Below are 17,939 nucleotides of genomic sequence, written 5' to 3'. Positions count from 1 at the left end.
GTGCCGCACGGCGAGGCTGACTGAAATCGCGGATCGTACCCTAGTTTTGAACATGTTCAACTCTTTGGTCTAGGCTCATCCAAGACGAAGGAGGGGTAGCCGATGAAGATTGTGATTCCTGGGGGCACCGGACAGGTCGGCGCGATCCTGAAGCGCGCACTCGACGCCGCCGGCCACGAGGTCGTGATTCTCACCAGACGCCCCAGGCGCGAGGGCGAGGTCCAATGGAACGGCCAGACCCTGGGGCCATGGACGGCGGCGGTGGACGGCAGCGATGTCGTCATCAATCTGGCCGGACGCACTGTGAGTTGCCGATACACGGCGGCCAATCTGCAGGAAATGATGGACTCCCGGGTCGACTCCACCCGGGTCGTGGGCGCCGCGATTGCGGGAGCTGCCCGACCGCCACGGCTCTGGCTGCAGATGAGCACCGCCACGGTGTACGCGCACCGCTTCGACGCCGCCAACGACGAGGCCACCGGTGTGATCGGCGGTACCGAACCGGGCGTGCCCAACTACTGGGCGTACAGCGTCGAGATCGCCAAGGCCTGGGAGCAGGCTCAGCAGCAGGCCGAAACGCCGGCCACGCGCAAGGTCGCTCTGCGCTCGGCCATGGTGATGAGCCCGGACCCCGGCGGGGTCTTCGCCGTCCTGCTAGGACTGGCCCGCCTGGGTCTCGGCGGCCCGGTCGCCGGTGGAGCACAGTACGTGTCGTGGATCCACGAAAACGACTTCGTGCGCGCGGTGGAGTTCTTGATCGACCGGGAGGACATCGCAGGGCCGGTGAACCTGGCTGCTCCCCATCCCCTGCCGCAGCGCGCATTCATGCGCACCCTGCGCTCCGCCTGGGGTGCACCGGTGGGTCTCCCTGCGACCAAGTGGATGGCCGAGGTCGGCGCGTTCGCTCTGCGCTCCGACACCGAACTGCTGCTGAAGAGCCGCCGTGTCGTCCCGGGCCGACTGACCCAGGCAGGCTTCGACTTTCAGTACGCACAGTGGCCGCAGGCCGCGGATGAGCTGGTGCGTCGGGTGCGCAAACGGGTCGGAGACGGTTCCGCGGCACGCCGGTGAACGGATCCGGCACGGCGGCCGATCTGGCCGCGCCGTCGGGCCCTGGGCAGCTTGCGCTGCACCAGCCACCATGCGCGCAACGCCACCCTCCCCCTGGCCAGCCTCGGCATCACATGCTCAAACCGGACAGACCCACTGAACGACGCCGCCCTGGGCACCAGGCGCGGGAGGTTCAGGAGGCCCGCGCAGCTCAGCACCCGTGGCAGCAACCGCGCGGCAGTACCTGCGGCAGGGGCTGCGGCAGGTGGCCGGGCGGCCGCCGGCCCGGGGAGGCTGCCGGGGTGCCCCAGGCGGGTCGCGCCTCTGGTCGCATCCTGGGTCACGCGCTGAGGCGTGCCCCGGGTCGCGTCCTCGGTCGCGTCGGGTGTGCGTCCTTTGGCCTGGCCGATGCCGGTCAGGCCGCGTTTTCCGGGACGCGGCGGACGCCGACTACTTACCTGGGGAGCCCGTGCGTGCGTACCGGCCCGGTTCCGCCGGGTCCCGGGGCCGCTCCGCTCGGACTCACCCCGGCAGCCGCGGCGAGGGCCACCGCCAGGAGCACCGGGTCGAGCAGCGCCGGGGGCGGTGCGGCGGCCGGGGCGCCCGTCACCTCGCGTGCACGTGTGCGCGAGGACCGACGGCCGGCTCGCCCTTCCGGGCCGCTCGGCGGCCTGTTCCGGGCACCGCCACCCGGCACCGCCCAGCCACCGCCCCGGCACCGCCACCCGGGCCGTGGTGACCTCCCACCCGCCACCCGGGGTGGCGGTGTCCGGGCGGTGGCGGGTGGCGGTCCTGAGCTGCACACACACCGGAAAACCCGCTCATGGTGAGTTCCGGGCCGAACCCGGGTTCGCGGGGCGTTCCGCGCACATCCGTCCAGACAGCCGCTGGGCATCCGCTGGCATCCGTCCAGCAGCCGCTGGTATCCGTCTGCCAGACAGATCCCGGACGGATGCCAGCGGATCGTCAGCGGACGCCCAGCGGACCGGTCACCGGTCTTGTGCCGGTGGCGCAGGTGCTGCCGCAGCACCTGCGGCAGGGCCTGCCGCAGGGCCACTGCATCAGGCCGTGACCTGGGCAGACCTGCCGCTACCCCCGTACCTGATCCAGCTGCGGCAGGGGGCGCGGCACCCCGGTGCGGTCCGTACCGCGTCCGGCTGCTCGCCCCGTGTGCACCCGTGTGCCCGTGCATGGGTGCACGCCGAACGTGCGCGAGGGACTCCGCCGGTCTCCGGCCGGCCTACCTCTCGAACGGCCGGGCGGCCCGGTTGGCTTTGTCCACGGGCTCGGACAGCACTTCGACACCGAGTTGGGAGGCGGGAAGCCTACGAGACCCAAGGTGGAATGGTCACGAGATTCGGCTCTGGCTCAACTTCTGTGGAACGGCCACTCTCTGCGACTACTGGGCCTCTTCGAGCTGGGGGTGAAGTTGCCTGAAAATGATCCCTGGGTAACGCACTCGGGCTGAATGTTCAGGGCCGTGGAAGAGGTCCTGCTCCGGCTGAAGGAGTTGTTGTTCCCGTCGATCGCCGACGTCGCGGTGCTGTCGGTAGACGTGAACATCGCGATCGTGCGCGTTGATGCGCAATGTACGGCCGACGGCGCCGCGTGCCCGGTCTGTGGCACCTGGTCGAACCGGTTTCACGGTTCCTACCTGCGGTTTCCCGCTGATGTTCCCAGCGGAGGCCGACGGGTTGTCCTTCAATTGAAGGTCCGACGGTTCACCTGTGGAAACTCGGACTGCGCACGCCGTACCTTCGTCGAGCAGATACCGGGCCTGACGCGCCGGCACAGTCAGCGGACCGAACGGTTGCGCTCGACCCTGGTGTCGGTCGGCTTGGCGCTCGCGGGCCGGGCCGGGGCCCGTATCGCCGACGTTCTCGGCGTTTCCGCCAGCCGCAGCACGGTGCTTCGTCTGGTGGACGCGCTTCCCGAGCCCGAGGTGGCCGCACCACGGGTTATCCGCGTTGACGAGTACGCGGCCCGGAAGAGCCGCCACTACGGCACCGTCCTCATCGACATCGAGACCCGCCGCCCCATCGACCTGCTGCCCGACCGGGAGGCGTCCAGCCTGGCGGCCTGGCTCGCCACGCGGCCGAGCGTTGAGGTGATCTGCCGTGACCGGGCGCCGTTCTTCGCCGAAGGTGCCACCGTCGGCGCTCCACAGGCGGTCCAGGTCGCGGACCGCTGGCACCTCTGGCACAACGTGAGCGAGGCTGCCGAACGGGCCGTCGCTCAGCACCGCCGCTGCCTCCGCGCCCTTGTCACGCCCGCCCCCGATCCCGATCCGGAGCCTGCGCCGGAGAGAGATCCCTCTGGCTCGCCATGGCCGACCGGCCATCGTTTCGCCGACCGCACCAGGGCCCGGCACGCCGACGTCCACGCACTGCTGGAAGCCGGGCACAGCCGTCGCTCGGTCCAGCGGCAGCTCGGAATGACCTGGCGGACCGTCAAGCAGCTCGCCGAGGCCAAGGCTCCGGAGGAGCTGTTCACCGGCCAGTGGCAGAACCGGCCCTCGGTCCTCGATGATTACAAGCCCTACCTGGACGACCGGTGGAACGAGGGCTGCACCAACGCCTGGAAGCTGTGGGAAGAGATCGTGCCGCTCGGCTACAAGGGCAGCTACCAGCGCGTCCGCGCCTACCTGCACAAGAAGCGCACTTCCCCACGACCGGTAGTCGCCCGGCCGCCCTCACCCCGAACGGTCGCCGGATGGATTCTCCGGCGACCGGAAACCCTTCCCAGGCCGAACAGCTGCTGCTCAAAACCGTGCGCGCCCACTGCACACCGAGATCGACGCGCTCCCCAGACGCGTCCGCGCTTTCGCCGTCCGTGCTGACCAGGGCGCCAGGGCGAGCGTCTTCCAGGACTGGCTCGTCGCCGTCCGGGCGCCCGGGACGATCTGCCCAGTCTCGGCACCCTTGCCGCCGGCCCAGAAGGCGGCCGAAATGCCGTCGTAGCCGGTCATCGCCCACGCCACCCTGGAGCTCGGGCGCAGTTGAAGACCCTTGTCAGCCGCGTCAGAATGATCAGGCGAGCGGATGTGCGGACGCGCTGGCTTCCGGCCTCCTGCGCAAGCGAGGTGGCTGCCCGACTCCTGAGCGCACTGTCGGTGGCCGGTGCGACGATCCACAGCCGACCGCGCGAGGAGGGACATGGGGCGCCTGGGACGTCGGCCCTTCGACAACGACACCGCCGCCGGGCTTGCCGCGGGTGACCTGGACGAATCTGACACTGGAAGAGCGCGGAAGCCGTGATCCGCGGCGTGCTCAAGCGTGCCGCCGGGCCCCCGGACTTCCTGGGTATCTGCGACGGCGGGCAGGCCGTGGGCGCGGCGGCTCTGGTCGTTGCCGAGCATTCTGACTGCGATCGGCCAAATTGTTCGAACTACAGTACCTCAGAACCGCTTCTGGAGTTGCCGCCGCGGACGCTCTGGCTGCTCGCCGTCCAGGCCGCCCTGGATCGAGTGGTTTCCAACCGGTCTGAACTCAGCGAGCTGTGGGCCGAAGCCGCGAACTGGTCGGAGTGGCGCCAGGACATCATGCGCCATCATGACGTCCTCGACCCACTCCGATCCCGCCACCAAGGAGGAGCCCTGTTCGAGATCCGCAATCGGTACGACCTGGAGTCGCGGACACGCAAGACCTGGAGCCCAGGGCGGGAGGTTTCCGACCGGTGCGCGGTACACCGGAACGGCCTGCGTCGTGCCACGATCTCTGAAGGATCTGAACTGCGTGGAGCGCGCCAGGTGCGGTGGTGAGGGTGCGCAGAGGCGGAGCCAGGAGGAGACCGTCTCGGGCAGGTCGCGGCTGGAGGCCGTTGCGCCGAGGTGTCCGCCCGGGGCCCACCAAGGCACCGCGGGACAGGCCCAGTGGCCAGTTGGGGGCGGCGTCAGCCGGTGACGGCGAGAGGGAGCAGCGCGTAGGGTGGCCACGCGCGCCGACAGTGGAGGTCACGGGGGTGGAGGCCAGACAGCCGGGTGCAGCGGTGGCGGCCGGTGTTCAGCGGCCGGGGCAGGGATCGGAACCAGGGGCGCCGGCCTCCCCCGGGTTCATTGATGCCGCCAGGCCGCGCGGAAGGCCAGTGGACTTCGGCAGGTGGTCCCAGCGCAGACAGGGGATGGTCGCGGGTGCCGGGGTGGGGCCGGGCGTGGGGTCCGCAGCCACAATCAGCCGCCCCCAGGGGCGGCAGGAGCAGCACCATAGTCTGGAGCCGGAAGATGCTCTGGAACCAGGGACAGCATGGGAACTGGGATCGGGCCGCCGAGCGACGAGACGCCGGGTACAGTGCCCGCAGTCAAGGGCCTGGTCGGCGGGCCACCGGGCTGTCCCGGTCCGCCAGAGTAAGGCATGGGAGGGCGCCGGGGCCGACCGCGACGTTAAGCCAGAGCAGGTTCGGTGGGTCGTCACCGCTGGGCTGGGGCCTCCAGGCACGCAGAGCCATCGCTGCAGGCAGCAGGAGGACAGCTCCGGGGCAGCCCTTGGGAGCCGCAGTGACGGATATCAGGGAACCCGAGCGGCGGGCAGGGCGTCCCCATCCTCGTGGTCCCGCGTGCCCCTCGGCACTGTACTCTGGACACACTGGACAGGCTCCGGATCAGGCGACGACGCGGCGGTGCAGGGATGCGGAACAGCCTCAGGAGCCCATGGGGGGCGGCGCGGTGAGCGGGGAACACGGCGGGGTCCAACGGGGCGGGTTGGAGCGCCTCAGGACACCGGGACCGGGCTCGGATCAAGAGCGGAGCGAGCGCGGCCGGTACGGGATGGGGAACAACCCTCAAGGGCCGTGGGGGCGGCACGGTGGCGGGGAACGCGGCGGGGTCCCGGGGCGGGACGGGGCGCCCTCGGGGCCCCTTCTGTGTGAGCGTGTGTGTAAGTCAAGGCGCACGCCGTCCCCGAGCGCAGGCCGGGTGACGTGGGGCCGTCGACCAGGGACGAATCAGATGTGGCTCACCTTGTGGCCGGTGCCTGCCGCCCGTCGCCTCCCCTCCAGCGCGCGGGGGGGTGGGTCCGCCTGGATCCTGCTGAGGCTCATGGCCCGGCCGTGAGTGGGAGTCAGAAACCGCTCCGTCATCGAGGTTGCGTACGGTCGACGCGCTGGGCTGTCTTGGCGGTGCCCGAGACGACCGTGAAGGTGACCGTGCCCTCCCCCGCGCACGCCACCTCGACCCGAAGGGCCGTGCCTGACTCGATGGTCTCGTCCAGGTTCTGTCCGGGCACCGCGAGGGAACCGGACGAGACGAAGCCCTCCTCGTCCAACGACGGGGGGTCGGTCAGGTGGAGCAAGTCGCGGGCTTCCTGGTCCAACCGCTCCGGGCCGGGCGGGGAGGACGGCTGAGCCGTGGGGGCCGCGGTGGAGCCGGCCGCCTTCCCGGACTGCGGAGGCTTGGGCGCCGCAGATGAGTCGGTACATGCCGATGCCATGCCGGTAATCAGCGCGACGGCGCTCAGAGCAGCGCCCGTGCGGCGGGTGAAGCGGTACAAGAGGTCCCCCGAAGTACAGTCAGAAGCCAAGCAGACGTGCCGAGCAAGGTGATCATCCCGTGTGGACACCCCGTCACCTGCGCTGTCGGGGTACTGGCACCAATTCGGTACACGGATGCGACGCGCTTCCCCCGTGCGGGGCTGTTCCCTGGTGGCCGCAGATGTCCCGGCCGGGACGCTGCACCACCCCGGTCAGGGTGCGGCGATCTGCCGCCGCGAGGACCTCGTGGGCCTGATCGCCGCCGACGCCCCGCTCGGACCTGAGCGGGCCGCCGCCCGGCTGAGGATGCGCCGGGCCGGCGTGGACCACATGGTCCGGCTCGGCCGGCTCCGCCCCCGCAGTCCGTCGAGGTCCGTTTCGGCACCAGCCGGGCCGGAGCCGTCGGCGTCCCGCTCCCTACCACGGCGTCCGTCGACGCGGTCGTCCCCGCCCACCCCGAAGTCGACAGGAAGCAGCTGCGCGGGGTGCGGAAGCGTCCCCGGTCGCGGCGCTGCGGCAGACGGCCCCGGCCTGACCCCGGGGCCGCGGTCGGGGCCGTGCGCGGCCGGGCCGGTGTGACGGCTGTGCGGACGGGTCGTCAAGGCGCGGCGATGACGGGGGCGGCGATGGCGCCCTCGTCGCGCGGCCCAGGTCAACGGCTGGTGGAGCGGGCGCGGGCGGCGGCCGGGGGGACGCGGGGCGGTCGGGGAGAGTTGTGCCGGCGGGGTGGTGCGGGTGTGGGGGTCGTGGTGAACATGCGTTCGGTGAGCTGGGACGGGGCGGGTGTGCCGAGGGCGGTGCCGGGGCGGGCTCCCGCCTCATGGGACGCCCCGCCCTTCACTCCTCCCTCCGCCGAGAGAAGGCCGCGAACGCCACCGCGCCCAGTGCGCACGCGGCGCAGACCAGCCAGACCGCCGTGTAGCCGCCCTCGCCGGGCTCGTCGGCGCCGGTGAAGGTCAGCGCGCCGAGCAAGGAGGCGAAGACACCGCCCGCGACGGCTCCGCCTAGTGTCTTCACGTTGTTGTAGAGGGCCGCCGAGATGCCGGTGCGGGTCGGGTCGGACGCCTCCACGATCACCGTGGGCATCGCGCCCAGCGCCAGCCCGATGCCGAGGCCGAGGAAGGTCGAGCCGGCCGCCATCTGCCACAACGCGCCGTGCGCGAGGGCGAATTGCAGGAAGGTGAGCGCCACCAGGCCGAAGGCGGTCATCAGGGTCGCCCGGTAGCCGATCCGCCGCGCCACCGCCGCCGTGGCCAGCGAGCCGACGACGCTGCCGACGGCGCCGGGCAGCGAGGCGAGGGAGATGGCCAGGGCGGTGAGGCCGAAACCGTAGCCGGTGGCCTCCGGGTCGGCCGCGTAGAAGGTGGCGTTGGGCGTCTGGCTGCCGAAGTAGAAGACGCCGAAGAGGAACGCCGCCAGGTGGAAGGGGGCGGTGGTGCGTGCCGCCAGGGCCCGTATGTCCACCAGGGGTTCCGCGTTCCGCAGCTCGACCACCGCCCAGCAGGCGAGCAGCGCGAGGCCGAGCAGGAGCGGGCCGAGCACCCGCGCCGAGCCCCACGAGCCGTCCGCGGCGCCGGACACCCCGCCCAGCAGGGCGATCATGGCGGTGCTCAGCAGCGCCACCCCCGCCCAGTCGACCCGCCCGGCCGCCCGGGTGCGCGATTCCGGTACCGCCACGAAGGAGACGGGGACGCACACCACCGCGAGCAGGGCGGGCACCAGCAGCGTCAGCCGCAGGGAGCCGGAGGCGGAGTCGACCAGCCCCATGACCAGGCCGCCCGCCAGCGCTCCGGCGGTCAGCGCGCCGACGAGCCGGGCGATGGCCCGGCGGGCGTCGGTCACCGGCAGCCGATCGCGCACCAGGGCGATCTCCAGCGGCAGCAACGCGGCGATCGGCCCCTGGAGGACGCGGCCGGCGAGCAGCACCCCGTAATCGGGTGCGAGGGCGACGATCAGGGTGCCAGCGGCGATCACCGCGAGGGCGATCCGCAGCAGCCTGCGGTGGCCGTAGAGGTCGCCGAGCCGGCCGAACAGCGGGACGCAGACGGCGGCGGCCAGCAACTGCACGGAGACGACCCAGTTCAGCGCGGCGGAGCCGATGCCGAGGTGGTCGGCGAGGTCCGGCAGCAGCGGGGCCAGGCCGACCTGGAGGAAACCGCTGGTCATCTCGAAGAAGACGAGCAGTCCCACGACGGCGGTGACGGACGCGGCGGGCGGCTTCCGCCCGGTGGTGTCCGGCGGCGGGGTGGCGGTGTCGGTCACGGGGATGTCACTCCTGACGGGCGGGCGCGGGGACGGCCCGGAGGTCCGGGAGGGCGTCCGGGGCGGTGAGCGGGCCGCCGAGGCGGCGCAGCGCCAGCCCGGCGAGCAGGGCGGCGGCGTGCGGCAGGGCGCCGTCGTCGTAGACCGCCCGAGCCGAGTGGTTCATCGGGGCGGTGGCCGGGTCCGTGCCGGGCGGGCAGGCGCCGAGGCCCACGAACGCGCCGGGCACCTCCTCCAGGACGAAGGAGAAGTCCTCGGCCCCGGCCATGGGGTGCGGGGCCTCGAAGGCGTGGTCCTCGCCGAGCACGGCGCGGGCGGTCTCCAGCGCGAACGCGGCCTCGCCGGCGTGGTTGACGGTGGCCGGGTACTGCTCGACGTAGTCGATCTCGGCGGTGACGCCGTGCGCCCGCGCCACCCCGTGCACGGTCCGTTCGAAGGCCGAGCGGACGGTGGCCCGCGCGGCGGCGGAGAAGGTACGCACGGTCGCGTCGAACCGGGCGGTGTCCGCGATGACGTTGGCGGCGGTGCCCGCCTCGATCCTGCCGACAGTGATCACTGCCGGGTCGAAGACGTCGATCTCACGGGTCACCGCCGTCTGGAGGGCGGTGACCGCCGCGCACAGCGCGGGCACCGGGTCGGTGGCGGAGTGCGGGGAGGAGCCGTGGCCGCCCCGGCCGCGCACCGTGACGTGCACGGCGTCGGAGGCGGCGAGCATCGGGCCGGGGCGGGTGGCGGCGTAGCCGGTGGGCGCTCCGGTGGACACGACGTGCAGGGCGTACGCGGCGACCACCCGCTCCCCGGCGGCGTGCAGCACCCCCTCGTCGATCATGATCCGGGCACCACCCATGCCCTCCTCGCCGGGCTGGAACATGAAGACCACGTCCCCCGCCAGTTCCCCGCGCCGCGCCGCGAGCAGCCGGGCGGCCCCGACCAGCCCGGTGACGTGCAGGTCGTGGCCGCAGGCGTGCATCCGCCCGTCGAGCACGGAGGCGTACGGCAGGCCGGTGTCCTCCGTGACGGGAAGGGCGTCCATGTCGGCGCGCAGCAGCACGGCGGGTCCAGGGCGGTTGCCGCGCAGGACGGCGGTGACGGAACTCAGCGCGCGGCCCGACCGGATCTCCAGGCCGAGGCCGTCCAGCGCGTCGAGGATCCGGGCCTGGGTCAGCGGCAGGTCCAGTCCGAGTTCGGGTTCCCGGTGCAGGGCGTGCCGCAGGGCGGTGAGCGAGGGGGCGAGCGCGTGGGCATCGTGGAGCAGAGACATGGGCGTATCGTGCGGAGCGAACCCCTCCGGGCCGGATCATCCGCAGGAAAGCGCCTCCGATGACACCCTCGACGCACGAATCCACCGGGTGGCCCACGCCGCCGGAACCGGCTGGCGCCGGGGCCCTGCTGGGCGCCGCTCACCCGCCGCTGTTGGACGAGCTGGACTACCTCCTGATCACCGCCCTGCAGACCTCGCCGCGCGCCGAGTGGGCCCAGATCGGCAAGGCGCTCGGAGTGGACGCCTCCACGGCGGCCCGCCGCTGGAACCGGCTCACCGAGGCCGGTCACGCCTGGCTGAGCTGCTACACGGTGGCCGTGGGACCGGCGGTGCCGATCATCGCCTTCATCGAGGTGGACTGTGCGGCGGGTTCGCTGCACGCGGTGGCGGCGGAGATCGCGGACGATCCCCACCTCATCACCATCGAGCACATGAGCGGCTCCAGGGACCTGATCCTGAACGCGGTTTTCCCCGACCAGGCGGCACTCACGCGGTACGTCGGCTTCCGCCTCGGCCGGCTGCCCGGCGTGTCCGCGACCCGGACGCAGCTCGCCACCGTCGTACACACTGAGGGAAGCCGCTGGCGGCTGGACCGGCTTGGGCCGGACAGCAAGGACGCGCTGGTGACGGACCGGCCGCCGGTGGCCGCGCCCCGCCGGGGGCTGGCCGCCCCCGACATGCTCGACACCCGGCTGTACCTGTTGCTCAGCGAGGACTTCCGGCAGCCCGCCGCCCGGCTCGCGGAACGGCTCGGCGTCAGCCCCACCACGGTCCGCCGGCGCCTGGACCGCATGCACCGGCAGGATGCCTTGGTCTACCGCTGCGAGGTGGCGCGTTACCTCTCCGGCTGGCCGATCTCCGTCACCCTCTGGGGCGCCGCACCGGCGGCCGAGACCTCACGGGTCGCCGCCCAACTGATCCGGATGCGCGAGACCCGGCTCTGCGCCTCGCTCTCCGGGCCGCACAACCTGATGCTCACGGTGTGGCTGCGATCCCCCGAGGACATCGCCGCCTTCGAAGCCCGGCTCTCCACGCGTTTCCCCGAACTCGTCGTCGCCGACCGAGCGGTGGCGCTCTGGCAGCTGAAGCTGGCGGGCCATCTGCTCGATCCGCGTGGTCGCCACATCAGGAGCGTGCCGGTCACCTTCTGGGAGGACGACGACGCGGAACGGGCGGAGAACGCCCTGCTGGAACGGCTGCGCGCGGGCCGCTGACACACCCCCCGTGCGTCAGCGGAAGAGATGTCCGCCCGGTCGGCTGCAGCAGATACGTTGCAGGCGCCGCCCCGCCGGAGGGATCCCATGGCCGCGCCCCGGACGGCCGCCCGTGCCGACCGGCGGTGCTCGCCGTCCTCGTCACCGTCCGCGGACGCGTCCGGGTCGCGGAAGGGGCGCGGGCCCTGGCCGGGGCCGCCTGCCTCGATGTCGAGCAAGGGCCCAGGAAGTTGAGGCGCAGGAGCACCTCGGCGAAGAAACGGCGGGGTCGCGGCGGCGCGGCACCGTCCGGGCGAAGGCGGTCGCAGTGATGGAGCAGCGGGCGCAGCGGCGGCGCGTGGCAGGGGGTGCAGGAGGACGGACACGGTTCGGGTGGCCGGGACGGTGCCGCGATGACCGGCACGGCGGGCCCGCAGACGTCTGCCGCCGCGAGGAACTCGCGCGAGCCTGATCGCCGCGCGACGACGACCACGAGCACGATGACGATCAAGGCGAGCGGGGACACGGAGGGTCTCCCGGCAGGTGCGCTCCGGTTGAGCGCGAGGTCTACAGTCCGCGCCGGCCGCCGGTCATTCGACCTCTCGCGAAAATCCGTTCCGCCCCGTCCTGGAGCGGGTTTTGACGGGGCGTGGAGCGGATTCGCGGGGGCTGGTCTACCAGGCGGTCGCGGGCTGTGGCAGCACACTGCGACGGCGTGGGGTTAGCTCCGCAACCCTGGCTACGGCGGGGTGCCCGGGTGGTGGGCGGCCGCGCCGGCACCACAAAGTCCACGGCCCGCCAGGTGGTGCCCGGGTGCACGAGCACGCGGGCACGCCGAAGGCGCGCGACGAGCTCCGGCGGCGAGGCCGGTCCCGGCTTGCCCTACCACGGGCCTTTCCTCTGCCCCCATGGTCGTCGATGTCCTGGGGGAAACCCCTTGACCATGGGGTGTGGTCAAGGGAGTTCATGCGGGTCTTCTATGGTGCGCCTGTCGTCGTCCGGGCCGGTCCCGGGCCGAAGTGAAGGGGTGGGGCCATGGAAAAGACCTGGTTCGAGAGAGTATTCCGCAGGAAAGCGCATCCAGGGTTGCGGCTGCTGGGCAATCTCGTGGGCATCGCGATCCACTGCGCCTGGATGGCCGGCGTGATCACCCACTTCGACACCGCGTGGCGGTGGCTCGCCCTCCCGATCGGACTCCTGGGGCTGCTCAACGAGAGCCGGGGCGCCGCCCTGGCGCGGCGAGACCTCCGCAAGGCCGCCGGCACCCCCGTACTCGACTGAGACACCATCCCGGCGGCCCGGACGGGCCACCGGGAGGTGCGGTTCCCCGCCCCCGCCAGGTCGAGGACGGGGGCGGGGACGCTGCCGGGGCACCACCGCCAGGTCGCACGTCCCGGGGACGCGGACCGAGGACCGTGCGGCATCCCGGAATCCTTCGTCAGAGATCACCCATGGCTTCTCCACGGGCGAGCCAGGCCTCGAAGAGAGCGCAAGCAAGCCAGTGCCGGTTGACGAAGGCCAGGTGATGCGCTGACACCCCCGCCCCACCGTGCGAACGACGAGTGGGATCCGCGCCCTGAGACAGCAGGAGACACGTGGCATCCACGTGAAGAGGTTCCCCGGTCTGAACGTGTCCGTCGATCTCCCCGTCGACGGCACTGTGCAGAAGGGTGAACCCGTTGTACTCCTCGTGGATATCGGCTCCTGCCACCAACAGATCGCGCAGTTCCTCCAGCCGATCCTGTTCGACGGCCAAGTGCGCCGGTGGCATCTGCACTACTGCACCTCCCCCTTCAGCGAAGATCCTCTCAGGCCACGGCATCCGATCCCGCCGACCGGGCAACCGCAGGACTGGTCAGCGCCAGGCCCGAGGGCCTTTTCGGGGGCGGGAGCCGGGCGCGCCGACTACTTCCCTGAGAGACCCCTTGGGCTCTGGGGAAGAGAAGGGTTCCGGGACGGATCCGGCCCGAGGTGGACCGCCGGCCCTTTCGATTCCCGAGGGGACCTCGGGGGTTCCGGACGCCCCGCCCCGGCGGACCGGTTCGGAACGAACGGCCCAGAAGCGCTGTACGCCGATCTCCGGACCCCACGGCCACGCCCCGGCCCCCGGGGGAGACCCGGGGCGGGCAACGGTCGCTCGGATGCCGTTCAGCTGTGCCGTTGTAGTTGGCCCGTCCGGCCAACTACAACGCTCGGGCGCCGTCTGGCAGGGTTCCTCCATGGATGATCATCTGATGGGCTCGGACCTCGGGACAGGCGTGGCGAGACGGCGGACGCCGCCACGTCCCGTGGACGTGGTGAGGTTTGTTCCAGGGCTCGCCGCGTGGGCGCGGGACACAGTGCGTCTGCATCCGAGGCGGGGGGTGCCGTCGAGCACTGAGAGCTCCGTGGGCGGGCCGTTGCTGTGGCCGGTAGACAAGGCCTGGCCGGTCTGTACTCAAACGCACCAAGACTTGGGCAGCGGCCTGCCGGGCAGCTCCAGGGTGCCGATGGTGCCGGTCGTGCAGGCCTTCCGCGCGGACCTGCCGTCCGGCGTGGTGTCTTTCCCCGAGGGCACGGATGTCTTGCAGGTGCTCTGGTGCCCGTTCAACCACGAGTTTCCCGCGTCACCGTGGCCGGTGGTGTTCTGGCACGACTCCGCCGCCGTACGGGCCGTGCTCCCGGCACCGCCAACGGATCCGGCAGCGGCCCGTGGGCATGTTCCGGCGCCGTGCGTGGTCCACCCGGAGCGGGTGACGGAATACCCGAGCTGGGATCTGCCGGAAGACCTGGCCGACGCATGGCAGGAGGACTTCCGCCGACTGCAGGAGGCGATTCCGCTGCTGCCCTTCTCCGGCTTCGCCGAGGCGCCGGGCATCAAAATCGGCGGGTATCCGTCCTGGTTCACAGGTCAGGGATGGGTGGACTGCCAGGGGTGCGGCCGCCGCATGGACCACCTGCTCACCGTGTCGAGCTGGGAATGCGACGGCGCCTCGTGGCGCATCTGGCTGCCCTTGGAGGACCGGGACGAGGACGACGGTCGGGCAGTCCCGGTGGACCCCACCGGGCTTGACGTGGGCAGTGTGGGCTCGGTGTACATCTTCGAGTGCCGTGGCTGCCCGGAGCGCCCCGTCGCTCACTGGTACGACTCGGACTGACCGCCCTCAGTCTCCTTCACGACCACCGTCTCGCCGCCGGCTCACGTTCTGCGGGCTACGGGTGGCAGTGCTTGGAGTCCCCCCTGCCTGCTCACAGTGCAGCTCAGCCCGCACGCTCCGCCTTCGCAGGGCTCCGTACGCCGACTGGCAGAACCGCATGTGGCCGGGCACGTGGGTGTGCCCGGGCGGACACAAGCGCGAGTCACGGCGCCGTGCCGTCGCCGGCTACCCGCGGCGCCGCTCCCACCGGGCCCCGCGTCCCGCCGTCGCTGCGGCGGGGCGCGGTGCCCGGACGGGAGCGGCGCCGCCGTCAGCGGGCGCTCGTGGTGGCGATGTCGGCGATGTGGTCGTACCGCTCCAGCAGTACGAAGAGCCTGGTCTTCTGTGTCGTCTCCCCGCTGCCGTAGGTCAGGGTGATGATGACCTCATGGCCGTTCCCCACGATGCCGTTGTCGGTCACACTCCACCGCGCCGGGATGTTCTGGGCACGCAGGATGCCGTCCGTCGCGTTCTTCTCCTCCCAGGCAGCAAGCCGCTCGGCGAAGTCGGGCGTCAGGTAGTGCCTGCGGAGCGCTGCGGCCAGCGTGACGTCCCGGTCCGTGCCGTCGCCCTTCGCGTCGATGTACGCGCCGTAGAAGTCGGCGACCCGGGTCACCGCTTGGCCGAACGTGCCGCTGACCGACTGTGGTGCGGCGGTGGACGCCGCTGCGGGGGCGCGGACGGACGCCTGCGCCGACATCTGTGTCGACACACCGAGTCCGACGGCCAGGGCGAGGCCGGCGGCGACGGCGGCGCGGCGGGCCGGACGACGGCGTGCCGGGAATTTCATGTTCATGAGCGACTTCTTTCTCTGATCCGTTTGTGGTTGCTCTCGGCCGGTTGCGGCTTTCGTGTCGAAGGCGCACGTGTCGGCATCCCGGCCGTGTCCGGTGCGGGGACAGGACGGCCCGGCTGCCCGATACGGAGACCGGCATCGTGAGGGTGGGTGATGACGCGTCACACCCCGGTGGCTGTGGAGGTAACCGTCGGTGGATGCGTGTCGGATGTCGCCCGACGCCGGCTGGTCCCTCCAGCCCTGGTCGGTGCGACACCAGGAGCATCGGCGGTCGCCGGAGCCCGGCGCAACGGCTGCCGCCCTTGACGCGACGGTGGAACCGTCCCAGCCCATCTGACGTGCAGGTATACGAGCGCCTGGGATACGGGATCGCGGGCGACGACGGGGGCACGGTGTCCATGCGGGACGATGTCGAGGAGTTCGCGGCGCTGCTGCGCGGGCTGAAGGAGCGCACCGACCGGAGCTACGGTTCTCTGGCCCGGCGCGTCCACATGAACACCTCCACGCTGCACAGGTACTGCGCGGGCGAGGCGGTACCGCAGGAATTCGCGCCAGTGGAACGGCTCGCGGTCTTCTGCGGGGCGACACCGCAGGAGCGGCTCGAGCTGCACCGGCTGTGGTTGTCGGCGGTGGTCGATCGGCAGCGTGCACGAACGGCCGGCTCGGCGGGCGCAACGGTACCGGAGCCAGAATCGGAACCGGGGGCAGACCCGGAGCCGGACGGGCCACTCGTCGAGGCAGGCAGCTCCGCAGAACAGCCCGGAGACGATCCCGACCCGCTTTCCCCCGCCCTCGCCGGCGCTCCCCGCCTCCCGAACCGCCGTCGGCGGGCCCTGGCGTCCGCCGCCGTCGCCTGCGCGTTGCTCGCCGCTCTCGGCATCGTGTTCGCCCTGTCGGACGACGGCTCCTCCGAGGCGGACGCCTCCCGCCCGGCGGCCCCCTGGACGACCGCCCCCGGCGCACCCCGGCACTCGGCGAAACCGCCGGCCTCCCCCTCCTCCCCTTCCCGGAGCTCCGCGTCGCCCAGCCCTCGGCAGCGCACCACTCCCCCGTCACCCACCAGCGGCGATCTCACCTCGGCCGTGAAGCCGGCCACCGACTTGCCCCTCACCTGGAGCACCGACTCCCTGGTCTGGGACAAGGGCTGCGGCCACGACTACGTCATCGACAAACCGCCCGCACAGGTGCCTCCGCCGCCGGTGGAGCAGGACGCCGGGGCGTGGGCGTCGACGCAGGGCGCGGTGCACGGGCGGCGGACGATGGTGCAGATCTCGGTGCAGGGGCGTTCATCCACGGCCGTGGTCCTGGAGGCGCTCCGCGTCCGCGTCGTCGGCCGCGGCAACCCGGCCGCCGGGAGCGCGTACTCCATGGAACAGGGCTGCGGCGGCGAGCTCACGCCCCGCCGCTTCACCGTGGACCTCGACGTCGACCGCCCTGTCGCCCGCCCGAAGGACGGTGCCGATCGCGGACGGACCATGCCGGCCGTGCGCTTCCCGTACCGCGTCTCCGCCGAGGACCCGGAGGTGCTGCTGGTCGACGCGACGACACAGACCTGCGACGCCCGCTGGTACCTCGAACTCGACTGGTCCTCCCAGGGCCGCACCGGCACGATCCGCATCGACGACAACGGCCGTCCGTTCCGCACCACCAGCATCAAAGGAATGCCGCGCTACTGGTACGGCACGAACGACGCGGACATGCGCGCCTGGGTTCCGGTGCCCAGCTAGCTGAGCCGATCGCTGCCCCAGCGCCGCCGTTGCCTGCCCAGCGAAGTCGTTGAACGACAAGCTAACGACTCTCCTCTTACGCCTGATCCTTCAGGGGGCCATGCTCCCGCCGGACACCCCGGGAGCCCCGGACCGACACGACCCACCCCGGAAGCCCTGTACGCCGATCTGACGGCCCAATCGCCGCGTCCCGGTTAAGCCGAAGCTCGGGAGTTGTCACCGGCGACGCCGGATGAGCCGGCGGAGAGGACCGGTCGAGGCACGTCGGTTGTCACCGATAAGGGCATCCCGCTTGTCACAAGCGCCCGTTCGGCAGACTTTCTGTCACCAGTACCGAAGAGTCTGAGTTCCCGGCTGCCCCAGCGATGCCGTGCTCGGGGCTGATTCCTTCCACAGCGAGGCGGAAGAGGCGGTCGGCCTGGGTCTCGGGGTCCTTGTGGTGCTCGGTGGCCAGGGCGATGCCGACGGCGAGGGTCAGCAGGTCGTGAAAGGTGACGTGTGGTGCAACCGCCTTGTCGCGAATGGCCCGCTGGAGCAGGGGAGTTGCGGCCGCTGCGATTCTGTTGCCACAGGAGTGCGGGGAGGGTTCCTCGGTGGGGGGCTCGTAGCTGAGGGTGTTGGCGAATCCGCGGGCTGAGACGGCGTAGAGGACGAGGGCGTGGAGCCACTCCAGGAGGGCGGTGCGGCCGTCCTCGGTCGCACTTAGCCGGTGGGCGCGCTCGCACAGGCCCTCGATGCGCTCCTGAAAGACGGCTTCGAGCAGGGCACGGCGGGTGGGGAAGTGACGGCGCACGGTCGCCGAACCGACGCCTGCGGTGCGGGCGATCTGCTCCTGGGATGCCTCGGCGCCGTGCGCGGCGACCTCGGCTTCGGCGACGGCGAGGATGCGCTGGTAGTTGCGTCGGGCGTCCGAGCGCTGACCGGGCATGATCTCCTCATTGCTAAACGGCGGGCACCGCCATATCTTAGCGGCAAGCAAAGCGGCGGGCCCCGCCGTTTTCTTTCTCCGGT

The 17,939-nt window shown here is 71.8% G+C and carries 13 protein-coding genes; 7 read left to right on the top strand and 6 right to left on the bottom strand.

Annotated elements, in window-relative coordinates; translation table 11 throughout:
• Nucleotides 1-102: 102 nt before the first annotated feature.
• The 3 genes from PZB77_RS30695 to PZB77_RS30685 all read left to right on the top strand — a co-directional run bounded on the left by PZB77_RS30695 (nucleotide 103) and on the right by PZB77_RS30685 (nucleotide 4,810).
• Complete coding sequence (locus tag PZB77_RS30695; protein ID WP_275495849.1) at nucleotides 103-1,071, top strand: TIGR01777 family oxidoreductase; 969 nt, start codon at nucleotides 103-105, stop codon at nucleotides 1,069-1,071.
• 1,459 nt (nucleotides 1,072-2,530) lie between these two features.
• Nucleotides 2,531-3,889, top strand: a complete 1,359-nt coding sequence (locus PZB77_RS30690; RefSeq protein ID WP_275495848.1) for an ISL3 family transposase — start codon at nucleotides 2,531-2,533, stop codon at nucleotides 3,887-3,889.
• 414 nt (nucleotides 3,890-4,303) lie between these two features.
• Complete coding sequence (locus PZB77_RS30685; protein WP_275495847.1) at nucleotides 4,304-4,810, top strand: DUF4259 domain-containing protein; 507 nt, start codon at nucleotides 4,304-4,306, stop codon at nucleotides 4,808-4,810.
• Nucleotides 4,811-6,119: 1,309 nt separating this feature from the next.
• On the opposite strand, the gene PZB77_RS30680 is transcribed toward PZB77_RS30685, so the two are convergent.
• From PZB77_RS30680 to PZB77_RS30670, 3 genes are all read right to left on the bottom strand, one after another.
• Nucleotides 6,120-6,473, bottom strand: a complete 354-nt coding sequence (locus PZB77_RS30680) for a hypothetical protein (protein ID WP_275495846.1) — start codon at nucleotides 6,471-6,473, stop codon at nucleotides 6,120-6,122.
• Nucleotides 6,474-7,350: 877 nt separating this feature from the next.
• Nucleotides 7,351-8,775, bottom strand: a complete 1,425-nt coding sequence (locus tag PZB77_RS30675; protein ID WP_275495845.1) for an MFS transporter — start codon at nucleotides 8,773-8,775, stop codon at nucleotides 7,351-7,353.
• Nucleotides 8,776-8,782: 7 nt separating this feature from the next.
• On the bottom strand, nucleotides 8,783-10,036 hold the full coding sequence (locus PZB77_RS30670) for a M20 family metallopeptidase (RefSeq protein ID WP_275495844.1): 1,254 nt from the start codon (nucleotides 10,034-10,036) through the stop codon (nucleotides 8,783-8,785).
• Between the two features lie 59 nt (nucleotides 10,037-10,095).
• On the opposite strand from PZB77_RS30670, the gene PZB77_RS30665 reads away from it, so the two are divergent.
• Both PZB77_RS30665 and PZB77_RS30660 read left to right on the top strand, forming a co-directional pair.
• Nucleotides 10,096-11,250: an Lrp/AsnC family transcriptional regulator gene (locus PZB77_RS30665; protein ID WP_275490439.1), complete on the top strand. Its 1,155-nt coding sequence runs from the start codon at nucleotides 10,096-10,098 to the stop codon at nucleotides 11,248-11,250.
• 1,014 nt (nucleotides 11,251-12,264) lie between these two features.
• Nucleotides 12,265-12,510 (top strand): hypothetical protein, encoded by a 246-nt coding sequence (locus tag PZB77_RS30660; protein ID WP_275490440.1) that lies wholly within the window; start codon nucleotides 12,265-12,267, stop codon nucleotides 12,508-12,510.
• A 157-nt stretch (nucleotides 12,511-12,667) separates the two neighbouring features.
• Here the strand turns inward: PZB77_RS30660 and PZB77_RS30655 are convergent, their stop codons facing one another.
• The gene (locus PZB77_RS30655) at nucleotides 12,668-13,000 is read right to left on the bottom strand and encodes an ankyrin repeat domain-containing protein (RefSeq protein WP_275495853.1); all 333 of its coding nucleotides are present in this window, start codon (nucleotides 12,998-13,000) and stop codon (nucleotides 12,668-12,670) included.
• A 682-nt stretch (nucleotides 13,001-13,682) separates the two neighbouring features.
• Here PZB77_RS30655 and PZB77_RS30650 point away from each other — a divergent pair.
• The gene (locus tag PZB77_RS30650) at nucleotides 13,683-14,366 is read left to right on the top strand and encodes a DUF1963 domain-containing protein (RefSeq protein WP_275490441.1); all 684 of its coding nucleotides are present in this window, start codon (nucleotides 13,683-13,685) and stop codon (nucleotides 14,364-14,366) included.
• A gap of 310 nt (nucleotides 14,367-14,676) precedes the next feature.
• Here the strand turns inward: PZB77_RS30650 and PZB77_RS30645 are convergent, their stop codons facing one another.
• Nucleotides 14,677-15,201: a hypothetical protein gene (locus PZB77_RS30645; protein ID WP_275490442.1), complete on the bottom strand. Its 525-nt coding sequence runs from the start codon at nucleotides 15,199-15,201 to the stop codon at nucleotides 14,677-14,679.
• A 398-nt stretch (nucleotides 15,202-15,599) separates the two neighbouring features.
• Between PZB77_RS30645 and PZB77_RS30640 the strand changes: the two genes are divergently transcribed.
• The gene (locus tag PZB77_RS30640) at nucleotides 15,600-16,928 is read left to right on the top strand and encodes a helix-turn-helix transcriptional regulator (RefSeq protein ID WP_275495854.1); all 1,329 of its coding nucleotides are present in this window, start codon (nucleotides 15,600-15,602) and stop codon (nucleotides 16,926-16,928) included.
• Nucleotides 16,929-17,223: 295 nt separating this feature from the next.
• Here PZB77_RS30640 and PZB77_RS30635 read toward each other — a convergent pair whose 3' ends face one another.
• Nucleotides 17,224-17,856: a TetR/AcrR family transcriptional regulator gene (locus PZB77_RS30635; protein ID WP_275490443.1), complete on the bottom strand. Its 633-nt coding sequence runs from the start codon at nucleotides 17,854-17,856 to the stop codon at nucleotides 17,224-17,226.
• Between the last annotated feature and the right edge of the window lie 83 nt (nucleotides 17,857-17,939).

Source organism: Streptomyces sp. AM 2-1-1, assembly GCF_029167645.1.
In the GTDB taxonomy this organism is placed as follows: domain Bacteria; phylum Actinomycetota; class Actinomycetes; order Streptomycetales; family Streptomycetaceae; genus Streptomyces.
Note: the sequence above shows the minus strand (reverse complement) of the source record. Positions and strands in the feature narration are given on the sequence as shown.